The organism is Sorangium sp. So ce1036 (assembly GCF_051369805.1).
Taxonomy (GTDB): Bacteria; Myxococcota_A; Polyangia; order Polyangiales; family Polyangiaceae; genus Sorangium; species Sorangium cellulosum_F.
The window spans coordinates 1,239,151-1,254,291 of sequence record NZ_JBBMOX010000001.1 but is presented as its reverse complement, the minus strand read 5'-3'; the positions used below and the strand labels follow the sequence as shown (position 1 = coordinate 1,254,291).

General features: G+C 74.4%; 12 protein-coding genes. 3 read left to right on the top strand and 9 right to left on the bottom strand.

Going from position 1 to position 15,141, the window contains the following annotated elements; translation table 11 throughout:
- Positions 1 to 10: 10 nt before the first annotated feature.
- The 7 genes from WMF31_RS04550 to WMF31_RS04520 all read right to left on the bottom strand — a co-directional run bounded on the left by WMF31_RS04550 (position 11) and on the right by WMF31_RS04520 (position 9,892).
- On the bottom strand, positions 11 to 1,285 hold the full coding sequence (locus tag WMF31_RS04550; RefSeq protein ID WP_436600755.1) for a hypothetical protein: 1,275 nt from the start codon (positions 1,283 to 1,285) through the stop codon (positions 11 to 13).
- Between the two features lie 472 nt (positions 1,286 to 1,757).
- Positions 1,758 to 2,141 (bottom strand): hypothetical protein, encoded by a 384-nt coding sequence (locus tag WMF31_RS04545; protein ID WP_436600754.1) that lies wholly within the window; start codon positions 2,139 to 2,141, stop codon positions 1,758 to 1,760.
- An 8-nt stretch (positions 2,142 to 2,149) separates the two neighbouring features.
- A complete protein-coding gene (locus WMF31_RS04540; protein ID WP_436600753.1) occupies positions 2,150 to 3,349 on the bottom strand; it encodes a protein kinase domain-containing protein in 1,200 nt (399 codons plus the stop codon).
- Positions 3,350 to 3,637: 288 nt separating this feature from the next.
- Positions 3,638 to 5,422 carry an ABC transporter permease gene (locus WMF31_RS04535; RefSeq protein ID WP_436600752.1) on the bottom strand — a complete coding sequence of 595 codons (1,785 nt, stop codon included), beginning with the start codon at positions 5,420 to 5,422 and terminating at the stop codon, positions 3,638 to 3,640.
- Complete coding sequence (locus WMF31_RS04530; RefSeq protein WP_436600751.1) at positions 5,419 to 6,690, bottom strand: ABC transporter ATP-binding protein; 1,272 nt, start codon at positions 6,688 to 6,690, stop codon at positions 5,419 to 5,421. Before WMF31_RS04530 ends, WMF31_RS04535 begins: the two co-directional genes overlap by 4 nt.
- Positions 6,687 to 8,831 (bottom strand): hypothetical protein, encoded by a 2,145-nt coding sequence (locus WMF31_RS04525; RefSeq protein ID WP_436600750.1) that lies wholly within the window; start codon positions 8,829 to 8,831, stop codon positions 6,687 to 6,689. Before WMF31_RS04525 ends, WMF31_RS04530 begins: the two co-directional genes overlap by 4 nt.
- Complete coding sequence (locus tag WMF31_RS04520; protein ID WP_436600749.1) at positions 8,828 to 9,892, bottom strand: AAA family ATPase; 1,065 nt, start codon at positions 9,890 to 9,892, stop codon at positions 8,828 to 8,830. Before WMF31_RS04520 ends, WMF31_RS04525 begins: the two co-directional genes overlap by 4 nt.
- 171 nt (positions 9,893 to 10,063) lie before the next feature.
- On the opposite strand from WMF31_RS04520, the gene WMF31_RS04515 reads away from it, so the two are divergent.
- Positions 10,064 to 10,603, top strand: coding sequence for a hypothetical protein (locus WMF31_RS04515; RefSeq protein WP_436600748.1), 540 nt, complete (start codon positions 10,064 to 10,066; stop codon positions 10,601 to 10,603).
- Between the two features lie 55 nt (positions 10,604 to 10,658).
- Here the strand turns inward: WMF31_RS04515 and cysK are convergent, their stop codons facing one another.
- Positions 10,659 to 11,615, bottom strand: coding sequence for a cysteine synthase A (gene cysK, locus WMF31_RS04510; protein ID WP_436600747.1), 957 nt, complete (start codon positions 11,613 to 11,615; stop codon positions 10,659 to 10,661).
- A gap of 36 nt (positions 11,616 to 11,651) precedes the next feature.
- Positions 11,652 to 12,722, bottom strand: a complete 1,071-nt coding sequence (locus WMF31_RS04505) for a sulfate/molybdate ABC transporter ATP-binding protein (RefSeq protein ID WP_436600746.1) — start codon at positions 12,720 to 12,722, stop codon at positions 11,652 to 11,654.
- 355 nt (positions 12,723 to 13,077) lie between these two features.
- Between WMF31_RS04505 and WMF31_RS04500 the strand changes: the two genes are divergently transcribed.
- Together WMF31_RS04500 and WMF31_RS04495 are read left to right on the top strand one after the other, a co-directional pair.
- Positions 13,078 to 14,025, top strand: coding sequence for an NAD-dependent epimerase/dehydratase family protein (locus WMF31_RS04500; protein ID WP_129353361.1), 948 nt, complete (start codon positions 13,078 to 13,080; stop codon positions 14,023 to 14,025).
- Between the two features lie 265 nt (positions 14,026 to 14,290).
- A complete protein-coding gene (locus WMF31_RS04495; protein ID WP_436600745.1) occupies positions 14,291 to 15,124 on the top strand; it encodes a hypothetical protein in 834 nt (277 codons plus the stop codon).
- Positions 15,125 to 15,141 lie beyond the last annotated feature (17 nt).

Below are 15,141 nucleotides of genomic sequence, written 5' to 3'. Positions count from 1 at the left end.
GGGCGACAGATCAGTCGCCGAACGGACGCGGGGGCGCCGTCGTCCCCGGAGGCGATGAGGGCGACGCGGTGCTCGCAGCCGGCGGGACCCGTGGTGTGGCCGGAGCGCTCTCGATCATGTCGTAGAGATCGTCCGACGATGTGGCGGGGGGTTTGGGCCGCCTCACCGGCACGGCAGGACGCGCCTGAGACGGACGGGCAATAGCGCTCCCGGCCCTGGAAGACGCGGACGACGGGCTCGCGTTCGCCACGGCGGACGCCGCCGGGGCCTCCGGCGCGGCGGAGCCGTGTGGCTCTGCCACCGGAGCCTCCGGCGCGGCGGAGCCGTGCGGTGGCGCCGCGGGGGGTGAGGGCTCGCCGCTCGCCACCGGGACCGGGAGCGGCGCCACCGGAGACGGCGGCTCAGGTCGTGCGTTCGGGGCGGGCATCGCAGCGCCGGGCTCCGGCGCCGGGGCGCGACCATCCTCCGCTGTCGGCGCCGTGTCTTGACCGCTCGTCGAACCGGCGGCGCGCCACAGCACCCAGAAGCCCGCGACGGTCGCGCTCCCGAGGAACACGAGCAACGCGAACAGGCCGAGCGGGGCCCGGCGCCGCCGCGCGGCGAGCGCCACCGCCGCGGCCGCGGCGGTCACCGCGGCGGGCTCGGGCCGCGCTGCGCTGTTCGACAGGCCCGCGCGCGGAGCGGCGTCCGCGTGGGGCGCGGCCGCGGCCTGGGACCGTTGCTTCCGGGACGAGTGGCCGCGCATACCGGACAGATCGTCCTCGGGCGGCGGCCAGACGCCGCTCCCAACGCCGACGCGGGCCGTGCGCACGCCGCCCGGGCGCGCGCCGCCTTGCTCCTCTGGAGCGCCCCGCAGGCCCTGCACAGGGATCCTGCGCATGGTCGGCCGGTTCCGCTCGTCAACGCCCTTCAGCAGCGACGGCGCGACCTGGATCTTCTGCAGGTCCATCGCCTGGTGCTCTCGATTCGGGGGGAGGGTGACCGGCGGGACATACACCTGCTTGTCGCTGGGCCCTGCCTCGCGGTCCTGCCGGCGCCGCGGCCTGGGCTCGCCCCACGGCGTCGCCCGCTCTGCGGGCAGCGCTGTGGCGCCGGGCGCGCCGTCTTCGGGCCGGCGGCGCTGCTCTTGCGCCCGCTGTTGCGGCGGCGAGGGGTGCTCCTGCGAGGCGAAGCTCGGCGTGTCATACCCGCGCGGAGACTGCTGCGGCTGCGTCGCGGCGTCGCCCGCCGGGACCTGGCTCGCCGGCTGCCCTGGCGAGCTCTTGTTCGCGTTCCTGTTGGTCATTCCTGCCCCTCTCGCCACGCGCGAGGGCCGCGCTGCTGCCTCGCGTGGGCATCGACGCTTCGAGCACCTGGCCCCAGGCTCCGCGCTGTCGTGGGCGCACCATCGAGGCGCTCGGCCTCGACGGCTGCGCGGCGGGTACCGTGGCAGCTCACCGGGCAGCGCGCGTGCGCAGCGGACCAGCGTCGTACGCGTGCTGACGGGTGCGCGACGGGTCGGAGCAGGCTCGGGGGACAGGGCCACGGCATAGCCCCGAAGATAACCCAGCCAGCCGCCACCACCATGCGCCCAAGCATCATGGCCCCCCGCAGCGGTACACCGGCCGCGCCGGGAATGCACCAGGACCGGGAGGTTGCTGCCGTCATGGGCATGACAGAGCCACCTCGCGCCAGCACGCGCCGGTGTCCCAGCCCAGGACGTCCAGCGACCAGTGGTCCCGCGGACCGCCCGGACGCGAGGTTGTGCGTGGCCACCATCATGCCGCCTTGCTGGAACGCAGGGGTGCCGGCGGCACCCAGGTTGCGCTGCGGCTCGCACCCAGGTTGCGCCGCGGCTCAGCTTGCGCCGCGGCGCCCGCACCCAGGTTGCGCCGTGGCTGCGGCGCCCGCACCCAGGTTGCGCCGTCGTGGCTCAGCTTGCGCCGCGGCGCCCGCACCCAGGTTGCGCCGTGGCTCAGCTTGCGCCGCGGCGCCCGCACCCAGGTTGCGCCGTGGCTCAGCTTGCGCCGCGGCGCCCGCACCCAGGTTGCGTTGCCCACCTGCGCCGCCCACCTGTCGTCCAGCGCCATCGCCCGTCCATCCACAGCGCGCATGGTAACGGTTTCGCTGCGCCGGACGACGTTCCTGGCAAGCGCGGCCATTCCGGCCGTCAGCCCACCACGGTCACCAGCAGCGCCAGCGCGAAGCCGAAGAGCACCACGCTCACCACCAGCATCGCCATGGCCGCTGGGCTCGCCTCCGGGCGCGCGGGCCTCCGCCGCGCCCGGGCCGTCGCCCCGACCCGGACGGACCTCCGCGCCCCCGAGGGATCCGGCGGCGCCTCCTGCCACGTGGGCGGCGCCGCCGCTCCCGGCGCCGTCAAGCCGAACGCCTTCACCGTCGCGCTCAACGTCGGTGCAACGGCCGCGCGGACCGGCGGGAACGACAGCGGCGCCGTGCTCTGCCAGCGCGGCCCCGGCGGCAGGACGGGGCTCGCCCCGCGGACCAGCGCCGCGGCGATGCGCGAGAGCTCGCCCGCGAACGCCGCGGCGCCCGTAAAGCGGAGCTCCGGGCGCTTCTCGAGCGCCCTCATGATGGCGCGCTCGAGCTCCGGCGGGACCGGCCGCGGCGCGTAGCGCGACGGCGGCTCCGGAACCTCGACGGCGTGGGCGCGCAGCAGATCCTGCAGGGGCTTCACGTGCTCGAACGGACCGCGCCCCGCCAGCAGGGTGTAGAGCACGACGCCCGCCGCATACACGTCCGTGCGAGCGTCCACCGCGAGCCCGGACGCCTGCTCGGGCGACAGGTAGCGCGGCGTGCCCACCAGCACCCCCTCCTCGGTCTGGTAGAGCGACGGCGCCGGCGCGCGGCCGTCGCCCTGCGCGGCCACCACCTTGGCGATCCCGAAATCGAGCACCTTCACCACCCGCCGGCCCCGCGCATCCGGGTCGCACACGAAGAGGTTGTCGAGCTTCACGTCGCGGTGGACGATGCCCGCGCCGTGCGCCGCGGCGAGGCCGGCGAGCGTCTGCTCCACGAGATCGATCGCCTCCAGCGCCGGCAGCGCGCCCCGCGCCGCGAGCTCCTCGCGCATCGTCCGGCCATAGAGCCGCTCCATCACGAGGAACGTCCGCCCCTCGGCCGTTTGCCCGAAATCGGTGACGGTCACCAGGTTGGGATGGGCGAGCCGCGCCAGCGACTGCGCCTCGACGCGCATCCGCTCGACGCTCCGGGGCTCGCGGTTCAGATCGCGGTGCAAGAGCTTCACCACCACGGGCTTGTCGAGGCCCACGTGCGCGGCCTCGATCACCTCGCCCATCCCGCCTCGCCCGAGCCGGCGCAGCGGCCGGTACGGCGTGCCGTACAGCATGGTGTCGCTCAGCTCGGGCGCCCGAAGGCGGCAGTCTGCGTGCGAAGGCAAGGCCATCCCCCCGCGTCGAGGTGGCGCCGCTGTCGTCGCGTGACGCGAGGATCGATGTCCCCTCCCGCTCCCGGACCTCGAGCGCGCGGACGCACTTTTCCCACGCTCCCCCCGGAGCGCTCAAGAATTCAGCAGATCCGTGCGCGGGCGCATCATCGCGCATTCCCGTGAGCGACCCAAAATTTCCACATCACATCGCACCCTCGTGCGATTTCCGATCACGCTCCGGTGACGCGCTCACGCCACGGAGTCCGCCGCGTCGCCGGGTCCTGTGCGCCCTGTCGCGGCGGCGTGCGCTGCTGCGGCCTTCTCGGCCGCAGCGGCTCGCTCCCTGGCGACCTGCTCGGCCGCGAGGGCCGCCGCGTCCTCCTGGGCGAGGAGCGCATCCGTCTCCGCCAGGGCCGCGTCCCGCCGCGCGATCAGGGCGGCGCAGCGCGTGCGCGCCGCCGCGAGCAGGCCGAGGCCGGCGGCCGCCCAGCCGGCGGCGGCGAGGTACCCGCCGAGGACGAGGGCCCCCGGATCGCTCTGGTCGGCCCTGGACATCATCAGGAACGCATAGAACGGCGACGGGGCCGCGATGACGAGCGCCCCCTCGCCGGCGCCGTGCTCGGCGATGAGGCCGGCGATGGCCGCGACGATCCACGGGCCGACCGCGATCGCGAAGAGCAGCGTCAGCAGCAGCACCCGCGCGACCATGGGCGACGCGGTGCGCGCGCGCAGAAAGGCGCCGAGCCCGACGAGGAAGACGTAGAAGGCGAGCGCGTAGACGGCGAAGTACTCGAGCTGCCGCGTCGCGACCTCGGGCGACACGGCGGGCGCGCCGGCGACCAGCCTGCTCACGCCGGCGCCCCAGAGCGCGGCGATCGCGAGGGCGCCTACCGCGAGCAGCAGCGCCGCGGAGCGCATCACGCCGGGGCCCAGGAAGCGACGCAGCCGGCTGGCGCGGCCGCGGGCCCAGTGCACCTCCACGCGGCGCGAGGGGCCGATCGGATCGCCGGCGAAGAGGAACACGCAGAAGGTCAGGAACGACAGGAACGCGCACAGGCCCGCGACGATCGCGGCCAGGCGCTCGCCCGGCCCCACCGAGAACGCCGGCACCGCGGCGGCGGCGGCGAGCACCGGCGAAGAGACCACGAACCACGTCTTCAGGCCGGAGGAGCGATCGTCGCTCTCGCTCGTCAGGTTCGCGACGGTCACCTGGTACAGGAACCAGGCGGGGACGACGATCGCCGCGATCGGCAAGAGGACCAGAAAGAGCGCGTACTCGAGGCCGAGGGGGGCGCGCTGGTACGCGACCGGGAGCCAGATGGGAGGCCCGTCCGGCACCTCCGGCCAGGCCTGGTGGGCCGCGTACGAGAGCCCCATGCCCCCCGCCATGAACAGGCAGCTCGACAGCGGGAAGGCGAGCAGCAACGTCACGAGGATCGCCACGCGGAGGCTCGCCATCTTCGAGCTGATCGCGAGGCCAAAGGCGACGCTGAGCAGCGCGATCAGGAACAGGAAGAGGAAGGCGATCACCACTTCCATCGCGGTGATCCCGCCGAACAGGAACGGCAGCGCGCCGACGGGCGCGAGCATCACCACGTACATCGCGATCGCCGTGTAGGCGGCGAGGAACTTGCCGCGGGCGATCTCGCCGGGCGGGATGCCCGTCAGGAGCACCGCCTCCCAGGTGCGGCCCTCGCGCTCCGAGGCGATGCTGTTCGCGGCGACCGCCGGCCCGACGAGGGTCACCACGAAGTACGCGAGCGAGAAGAAGACCTGGAACAGGATCACGCCCGTCTTCGCGGGCGCGATGTCCGTCGACACGATGCCGCCGAGCGACGCCATGAGCAGCGTCATCAGCATCGTGAACACCAGGAGCACGATCGGCGTGCGGGCGAGGCGCGCCGCCTGCTTGAGCTCGCGGATCCAGATCGGGTTCGGCTCGCTGAAGAGGCGCCCCGCGCGGTGCAGCGCGCGATCCGCGAGCCGCCGGGACGCCGGACCGCCGGGCGGCGATGAGCCAGTCTGCACGCTCATTGCACCTCTCCTTGCGTGACCTCCAGGAAGATCCGCTCGAGCTCGTTGCGCTCCGGCTCGACCCCGATGACGCCGATCCCGTTCCGCACGAGGTGCTGGACGATCTCGGCGATCTTCACGTCGTTGCCCACGTAGGCGACGTGCACCGCGCCCGCGACGACCGCGACGTCGAGGATCCCCGGCCCGCCCCCGAGCAGGTACGCCGCGGCCTCGGGCTCGCCGAGGACCCGCACCTTGACCTTGCGCCGGGGGAGCTGCGGGGGCGCAACGTGGCCCCACGGAGGCTCCGCGCCCGCCGCCAGCGCGGCGTGCCCCGCGGGCGGCGGGTACGGACCGTGGCCCGCGGGCGGCGGGTACGGACCGTGGCCCGCGGGCGGGGCGGCCGCCGGCGCGCCCGGCGCGACGGCCGGCGGAGGCGCCTCGGGGCCGTGAGGCGGCGGCGCGTGACGGCCGTCGCCCGCGCCGGCCGCGTGCGGCGACGGCGCGGCCGGGTGCGGCGGCGCGTGCCCGCGCGCCTGCGCGGCGCGCACCGCCTCGAGGCGCGCCGCGATCTCCCCGATCGGGCCGGCGACGACCAGGCGGCCCCTCTCGAGGATGCCGATCGACGTGCACACGTCCGAGAGCTCCGTGAGGATGTGCGACGAGAGGAAGATCGTCTTCCCCAGGCTCCGGAGCTCCAGGAGCAGGTCGCGGATCTCGATGCGGGCGCGCGGATCGAGATCGCTCGCCGGCTCGTCCAGGATGAGGACCTTGGGATCGTGCAGCAGGATCCTCCCGAGCTGGAGGCGCTGCTTCATCCCCTTCGACATGGTGGCGACGATCCTGTCCTGGATCTTGCCGAGATCGGTCAGCTCCAGGACGGCGTCGACCACGTCGAGCGACGGCACCCGGAAGGCGTCCGCGAAGAACTCGAGGTACTCGCGCACCGTGATCCGGTCGTAGACGCCGGCGTGGTCCGGCATGTACCCGATGCTGCGGCGGACCGCCGCGGGGTCGATCGTGACGTCGACGCCGTCGATCTCGACCCGCCCCGCCATCGGCTCGAGCAGGGTGGCCATGATCCGGATCGTCGTCGTCTTGCCCGCGCCGTTCGGCCCGATGAAGCCGAAGATCTCGCCGGGGCCGACGTCGAAGGTCACGTCCCGGAGCACCTCGAGCGAGCCGAAGCGGTGCGAGAGGTGGCGGACGCGGATCGTCGGCGGGGGCCGCTCGGCCGGCGCCTCTTGCGGGGCCTCGGGCGGCCGCGCGCCGCTGGGCGCGGCGCTCACGACCGGCCTCCGTAGCCGACGATCCGCACGAGCACGCGGTCGCTCTCCAGCCGCAGACCCGAGTCGCTCGTGCGCCCCTCGCCGCCGTCGAGCTGGCCGAGCAGGACGGGCACGCCGGAGGGGAACCAGTCGATCGCGTCGCCGGCCGCCTCCTCGATGGCCCACCACGCGCCGCCGAGCCCCGGGGCGTCGGGCTCGAGGAGCGGGACCAGGAGGCTCCCGCCGAGATCGTGGACGTCGATGCCGCCGACCCGCCGCCCGAAGCCCACGTGCGAGAGCCAGGCCTGCCCCTCGACGCGCGCGCGCAGGTCCACGCCGCCCCCCGCCCCCGCGCGCGACGAGACCCTCTCGCCGTCCCGGATGCGCGCGAAGTACCGGGCCTCGCCCGCCGGCAGCCACAGGATCCCCCCCCGCAGATCGCGGCCGCTCCGGTTGCTCACCACGGTGTCCCCGCCCGGCTCGGCGACGATCGCGATGCCGTCCCCGAGCGGCGCCACGCCGTCCTCGCGCACGATCACCGTCTGCCACGGCAGCGCGGCGACCTCCGTCAGGCGCGCCCCGTCGCGGTCCACGACGAGCCGGTCGCGCCGCGCCGAGAGCTCGGCGAGCACCGCGGTGCTGATGACGCCGCTCGCGTCGGTCGTCCGGACCGTGAGGTCCTCCGCGCTGGACACGTAGAACGCGCGGAACCGGCGCGCCGATCCCTTCGACATGCCGGCCCCCGCCTCGATCAGCGTGAGGTGGCGCGCCCGGCCGCCCACCCCCTTCGCGAGCACGCCCACGCCGACGATCACCGCGAACATGACCGCCGCGAGCACGGGCAGTCGCCGGAGCGCGCGGAGCGGCCTGCCCTGCCTCGCGGCGCGCGCGAAGTTGATCGGCCCGGCGAGCACCGCGTAGAGGCAGAGCAGGAACGCGGAGAGCCCGATCGCCCAGCGCGCGCTCTCGTTCGGATCGAGCTCCCGCCGCACCCGGTCCAGGTCGAGGCCCAGCGACTCTTCCCCCGGGCGGAAGGCGACCGTGGAGCGGCGATCGTGGGCGCGGCGCGCGAGGTCGGCCATCCGGATCTTCACCCAGGGGTCGCTGGCCGCCTGCGGGCGCGTCGGATCGAACGCGAGCAGGTGCACCTCGCCGAGGCCGTAGGACGCCGAGCTGCCGTACGCGCTCCCGCGCAGGTTGCCGCCCGACCAGCCGGAGAGCGCCTCGGCCACCTCGGGGCGCGCGCCCGGCGCGGGCGCGAGCGCGTTCTCCGGCGTCCCGAACCCGCTCGACACGCTCGGCGGCAAGATCTCCTCGAGCGTGGGCGGCGCGACGCCCGCCTTCGCGACCTCGCCGCCGACGAGCGCCGCGAGCGCCGGATGCCGGAGGTCCTCGGGGCGCGCGACGGCGAGCGCGAGCGTCCCGCCGGAGAGCACGTAGCCGGCGAGCGCCTCGAGCTCCGCCCCGCCGAGCCGCGAGAGCGTGTCGGTGCGCATGAGCACCGCGTCCACCGCGCTGTAGAGGGCCGCCCGATCCGGCAGCAGCGGGTCGCCCGTCGCGCCGTCGAAGCGCGGCTGCCCGACCCACAGGACCGGGCCGGGCGACGGCCCGGCGCCGCGCCCGGTCGGCAGGTACAGCGGCGCGACCGGCGCCTCGTGGAGCGTCGCCCGGAGGCGCGACGGCTCGCTGACGTCGAGGAGCACCACCGCGCGCTGCGAGGTCGACGCGAGCGCGTGCGACGACACCGGCGCGCCGCGCTCGTCGAGCGCCCGCACCTGCACGTCGCCGAACGGCGACACCTGCACCGGCACGCGCACGTGGATCGAGGCGCCCGCCGCGACGCTGTACGGCGCCGAGGCGACGAAGTCCGGCTGGTTGGAGAAGCGCTTCGACGCGATCTCGACCTCGCCCCTCGCCGCCGCGCCGCCGTTGTTCTGGACGCGCACGACGATCTGGTTCCACCCCCAGGGCAGCGCGCCGCTCGTCCCGAACACGGGCGCCGCGTCGACGACGAGCTCCCCCGCGCCCGGCGACGGCGCCTGCCCGAGCGCGGGCCCCGCCGCCGCGAGCGCCGCGAGCCACGCCGCGGCCGCCGTGCCCGCCGCGCGGGGCGCGCGCCGCGGAGGCCGCCCCCGCGCCGCTCCAGCCGGCCCGCCGCTCATCGCCGGATCGCCTGCGCCACGGGCTCGGGCCGCGCCTCGACCGCCTCGACCAGCGCGGCCACGACCTGATCGGTCGAGATCCCCTCCGCCTCGCCCTCGAAGGACCGGATCAGGCGGTGGCGCAGCACGGGCCTCGCGACCCGCTGCACGTCGGCGAAGGCGACGTGCGCCCTGCCCTGGAGCAGCGCCGCGGCCTTCGCGGCCAGCACGAGGGACTGCGCGCCGCGCACGCCGGCGCCGAACCGGAGCGCCCGCCGCACGATCTCGGGCGCGCCCTCGGCGGCCGGATCGCTCGCCCGCGTGAGCCGCGACGCGTACCGCAGGACGGGCTCGGCGACCGCGACGTCGCGGCAGAGCGCGCGCAGCGACAGCACGTCCTCGCGAGAGAGCACCCGCGGCGGCGGCCCGCGATCGTGGCCGGTGGTCCGCGCGAGGATCTCGGTCAGCTCGTCCTCGGTCGGGCTCGGCACGAGCACCTTGAGCAGGAACCGATCGAGCTGCGCCTCCGGCAGCGGGTAGGTCCCTTCCATCTCGATCGGGTTCTCGGTGGCCAGCACGAAGAACGGCTCTTCCATCGCGTACCGCGTGCCGGCGATGGTGCACGCGTGCTCCTGCATCGCCTCGAGCAGCGCGCTCTGCGTCTTCGGCGTCGCCCGGTTGATCTCGTCGGCCAGGATCACCTGCCCGAAGATCGGCCCTCTGTGCAGCGAGAAGTGGCGCGAGCCGTCCGCGGCCGCGACGAGCACGTTCGTGCCGGTCACGTCGCTCGGCATGAGATCCGGGGTGAACTGGATGCGCGAGAACCTGAGATCGAGGCAGCCCGCGATCGTCCTGACGAGCAGCGTCTTGCCCAGCCCCGGCGCCCCCTCCAGCAGCACGTGACCGCCCGCGAGGATCCCCCAGAGCGTCTGCTCGATGACGTCGCCCTGGCCGACGACGGCCTGCCCGATCGCCTCGCAGAGCCGCGCGCTCGCCTGCCGCGCGAGCTCGAGCCTCGCCTCGAACGAGGCCGCGGCCGAGCCCTGCCCGCCGTCAACCGCTGCGCTTGATTCCGCCGCCATCCGCTCGCCCTCGGGCGACGACCATAGCCGGCCGGGCGCCGCGCGTCGATCGGCCCGCGCCCGCGGCGCGCGACCGGACAGGGGCGCCCCCCGGACGCGGCGGACCGACCAGCGGATCCCTGCGATCCCCGGGGGAGGCGGACACCGCCATGCTATCTTCGAGGGATGAGCATGCTTGACCGACACGCCCGCACCGCACTTGCTCCGCACCGTCGTTCCACGCGCCTCGGCCTGGCGCTGGCCGCAGCCCTCTCGCTCGGCGCGAGCGCCTGCGCCTCGGTGATCGGCGAGCATGAGGCGGAGACCAAGTTCCTCGTCAAGCCGACCCCGCTGTCGACCTTCGCCGGGTGGAGCGAGCTCACCGTCTCGCAGGATCCGAGCACCATCGACGGGGCGGAGCTCATGTTCATCCGGCTCGAGGCGCGGGACAACAACGTCCCCGACCTCACCTTCATCAAGAGCATCACCGCCGAGGCGGTCGTCGACGGCGTCGCGACCACGATCGCCAGGAAGTCGCCGATGCCGGTGGGGGAGCGCATCGTCCCGCTCACCCGGGTCTACCACGACGACATCCGGAAGTTCTTCTACGAGGACCCCGAGAACGGCGGGTACACGGCGCACGTCGACTGGCGCGGCGAGATCGATCAGACGAAGCCGATCCCGCCGGAGGGGGTGTGGATGAAGGTCATCGTGGCCATCCGCGTCGAGTGATCGCGCCGCCCGGGCGCCCACGCCGCCGCGGCAGCGCCCGCGCCCGCGGGCCGCGCTAGCGGGCCGCGGCCCCGCGATCGCGGCCGACGAGCTCCTTGAAGAGCGGCGACGTCACGTACCGCTCCCCGCCGTCGGGCAGGATCACGACGATCTTCTTTCCCCGCATCTCCTCGCGCGCCGCGATCGAGAGCGCCGCCGCCATCGCCGCGCCGCCGGAGATGCCGACGAGGATGCCCTCGGCCTTCGCGAGCCGGCGCGCGGCGTCGAACGACTCGTCCTCGGACACGGGCACCACCTCGTCGATGAGGTCGCGCCGGAGGATCTTCGGGATGAACCCCGCGCCGATGCCCTGGATGAGGTGCGCCCCCACCCGCCCGCCGCTCAGCACGGCGGCGTTGCGCGGCTCCACCGCGACCATCCGCACGCCCGGCTTCCTCGCCTTGAGCACCTCGCCCACGCCGGTGATCGTGCCGCCGGTCCCCACGCCGGCGACCACGACGTCGACCTCGCCGCCCGTGTCGTCCCAGATCTCGAGCGCGGTCGACGCGCGGTGCGCCGCCGGGTTCGCCGGGTTCTCGAACTGCTGGAGCATCACGGCCCCCGGCGTCTCCTCCACGATCTGCCGCGCCCGCGCGACGGCCTTCAACATCAGCGAGCCGGGCGTCAGGAGCACCTCGGCCCCGAACGCCCTGAGCAGCGCGATCCGCTCGGGGCTCATCGACTCCGGCATCGTGAGGATCAGCCGGTAGCCCTTGGCCGCCGCGATCATCGCCAGCGCGATCCCCGTGTTGCCGCTCGTCGGCTCGACGAGGACGCTCCCCTGGGTCAGCTTGCCCTGCCGCTCGGCGTCCTCGACCATCGCCAGGCCGATGCGGTCCTTCACGCTGCCGCCGGGGTTGCGGCTCTCGACCTTGCCGATGAGCTCCGCGTGCAGCCCCTTGCCCGCGGAGCTCAGTCGAACGAGGGGGGTGCGCCCGACGGTCGTCGCGATGCTGTCGAAGATGGATCCCACGTGCTCGCCCTCCCGTGACGGCCAGCTGGCCGGTGGCTAGATGGCGTAGTCTTGCACGAAGATCTTGGCGTCACGGAGATTTACGAGCACCCGGTCCCCCTCGGAGAGCCCGAGCTCGGCCACCCGGTCCTTGGTCATCTCGACGGAGAGCGGCTGGCCGTCGGACAGGCGGAGCTCCGCCTTGACCATCCACCCGACCCGTGACAGCCGCTCGACGCGCGCCACGCTGGCGTCGTCGGTGCCCGGGGAGCTCGACGAGTCGACCCGGGTGTGGAGCTCGACGTCGTGCGGCCGCACGAAGGCGCGGACGCTCGCGCCGTCGCCCGTCCCGGGGGGCGCGTGGACCGCGAGCGCCCCGAGCGCCGCCTGGCCGTCGCGCACCTCCCCCTTGAGCACGTTGATCGACCCGACGAAGCTCGCGACGAACTCGGTCGCCGGCCGATCGTAGATCTCCTCGGGCGAGCCGATCTGCTCGACCCGCCCCTTGTGCAGCACGATGACCCGGTCGGCGAGGTCCATCGCCTCTTCCTGGTCGTGGGTCACGAAGACGCTGGTGATCCCCCGCTCCTTGTGCAGCCTGCGGATCCACTCGCGCAGCTCGAGGCGCACCTTGGCGTCGAGCGCCCCGAACGGCTCGTCGAGCAGGAGCAGCGACGAGCCTGGCGCGAGCGCGCGCGCCAGCGCGACGCGCTGCCGCTGGCCGCCGGACAGCTCGTGCGCGAACCTGTCCCCGAGCCCGTGGAGCTGCACGAGCCCGAGCAGCTCGTCGACGGTGGCGTCGATCTCCTTCCTGGGCCGCTTCCGGATCGTGAGCCCGAAGGCGATGTTCTCGCGGACGGTCATGTGCCGGAACAGGGCGTAGCTCTGGAACACGAAGCCGATGTTCCGGTCCTGCACCCGGGTGTGGGTCGCGTTCTTGCCGTTCAGGATCACCTCGCCGGAGTCGGGGCTCTCGAGCCCGGCGATGATCCGGAGGACGGTGCTCTTGCCGCCCCCGCTCGGCCCCAGCAGCGCGACCAGGGCGCCGCGCTCTATCTCGAACGAGACGTCATCGACGACCTTGTTCGGGCCGAACCGCTTCGTGAGCTGCTGGACGATGATCCCCATAAGCGACTGCTAGCCTTCTGCCTGCGCCGGGCGCGTCGCGCGCGGAAATCCGTGGCGCAGAAACACGCCTCAGGGTCGCCTGCCGGCCGGGTCGGCGCAACCAGATTCGGAAATACACATCGGAAAGGTGCGTAAATTTGCAAGAGATGAGGTCGCCCCACAGCCGCGCACCGATCCACGGCCTCGCGCCGCCCCCCCGGCCTCGCCCCCTGGCCTCGCACCCCGGCCTCGGGACGAGGGGACGACGGGCGCGCGCGGGGTGGGCGGTCCGAGGTGCTAGCATCGCCGCGCCGCGCCGCAGCGCGGCAGGGCCCGGGCGAGAGGTGTTCACGGGCGGGACCGGGACGGGAGTCGGATGCGTTGTCTGGTGACTGGGGTGGCCGGGTTCATCGGCTCCCACCTCGCGGAGCGGTTGATCGATCTCGGGCATGAGGTGCTCGGGGTGGACCGCTTTGCCGACTGCTACGCCCGCGAGATCAAGGAGGGGAACCTGGCCCGCCTGCGGGGCGAGCCGCGCTTCTCGCTCTCGACGGCCGACCTCGCGACCGCCGATCTCCGCCCGCTGCTCGCGGGCCGCGAGGTGGTCTTCCACCAGGCGGCGCAGGCCGGCGTGCGCCCGAGCTGGGGGGAGAGCTTCGAGGCCTACGCGCGCGACAACGTGCTCGCGACGCAGCGGCTGCTCGAGGCGGCGAGGACGCACGGCGCGGTGCGCAAGCTCGTCTACGCCTCGTCGTCCTCGGTGTACGGCGACGCCGAGGAGGTCCCGATGCGCGAGTCGAGCCGGACCGCGCCGTACTCGCCGTACGGCGTGACCAAGCTCGCCGCCGAGCACCTCTGCGAGCTCTACCGGCGCAACTTCGGCCTGCCCACGGTGTCGCTCCGGTACTTCACGGTGTACGGGCCGAGGCAGCGCCCGGACATGGCCTTTCACCGGTTCATCGCGGCCATCCTGAGGGGCGAGACGATCCGCGTGCACGGCGACGGCGAGCAGACGCGCGATTTCACGTACGTGGGGGACGCGGTGCAGGCCAACGTCGCGGCCATGGAGCGCGGCGCGGTCGGCGTGTTCAACATCGGCGGCGGCTCGCGGGTGAGCCTGAACGAGGCGCTCGGGCTGCTCGGAGAGCTCGTGGGGCCCGCGCGGGTGGAGCGCGGGGAGCCGCAGGCCGGCGACGTCCGGCACACGTGGGCGGACACGGCGGCGGCGCGGGCGGCGCTCGGGGTGGAGCCCCAGGTGCCGCTGCGCGAGGGGCTCGCGGCGCAGGTGGCCTGGCAGAGGGCGCGGCTCGCGCCCTCCCGGTAGCGACGACGCCGGCGCGAGGCGCGCGAGGCGCGCCGCCCGCTGCCCGTCCGAGCAGGCCGACCGCTGCAGCGCGAGGCGCTGGCGGGCGGCTCCGGAGGTGCCGCCGGCGGGCTCCACGTCGTGACGGCCGCGGCGGCGTGCTCACCCGATCGACAGGGGCCGAGCACGAATTCGACCGAGCCCGCGGGAAGAACGGGCTTGCGAGGGAGCGCGCCCGCCTCGTTAGAATGCCCGGTTTCATGGGGGAGGAATGGAGGAGGGATCGATGGCGGCCTATGGATACAGCTTCGTCACGGACAAGGCGTTCAGCGCGTTCGCGCGGGATCTCGATCAAGGCGCGTGGAAGAGCGTCTCGATTGCCAGGTACGATGTCCCGAACCGCGTCCCGACGGCGCTCCTGCTCGAAGCGCCGAAGCCGGTGATCTGGAAGGTGCGCGCGCTCTGGAGCATCAGGGCGCTCGACGAGGCGCTCGGCGTCGCCTCGGCCGCGGCGCTCGCCGAGCTCGACACGGAGTGGGACGCTTCCCAGCGGGCCCTGCACCTGTTCCTGGCCTCGGCGGCCGAGAGCAAGGACCCGGCGCAGCGCGACGCGGCGGTGCGGCTCCGCGGCGCCCTGCTCGCGGGGGCCGGCACCGAGCAGACCCGCTACACGTACGACGCCGAGGTCGACTACGGCTGGCACCAGGTCGCGGTCGCGGGCAAGGCGCCGCTCGCCGCCGACGTGAAGAAGGTCGGCGCCGGGCCGTACCTGAAGCGCGTCGAGGAGGCGACCGACGCGCTCGCCAAGGGGCTCGGCCGCAGCTCCGGCCAGAAGCGCGCGGTCGCGCGGTCGAAGCGCATCCGGGAGGCGGTGGTCGCGTGCACGCAGGCGTTCAACGCCATCCACGACGACATCGGCTGGCTCATCCAGCACACGCCGAGCGGCAAGCACCGCGAGCTCCTCGAGGCGCTCCACGCTCCGTTCCTCGCCCTGCTCGAGCGCAACCCGCAGCGCGCCGCGGCCTCCCCCGCGCCGGAGGAGAACACCGGCGAGGAGGACGCCGCGGAGGCCGAGGCGCCGGAGAGCGAGGCCGAGGCGTCGGAGAGCGAGACCGATTGAGCGCGTGCGGGCGTCCC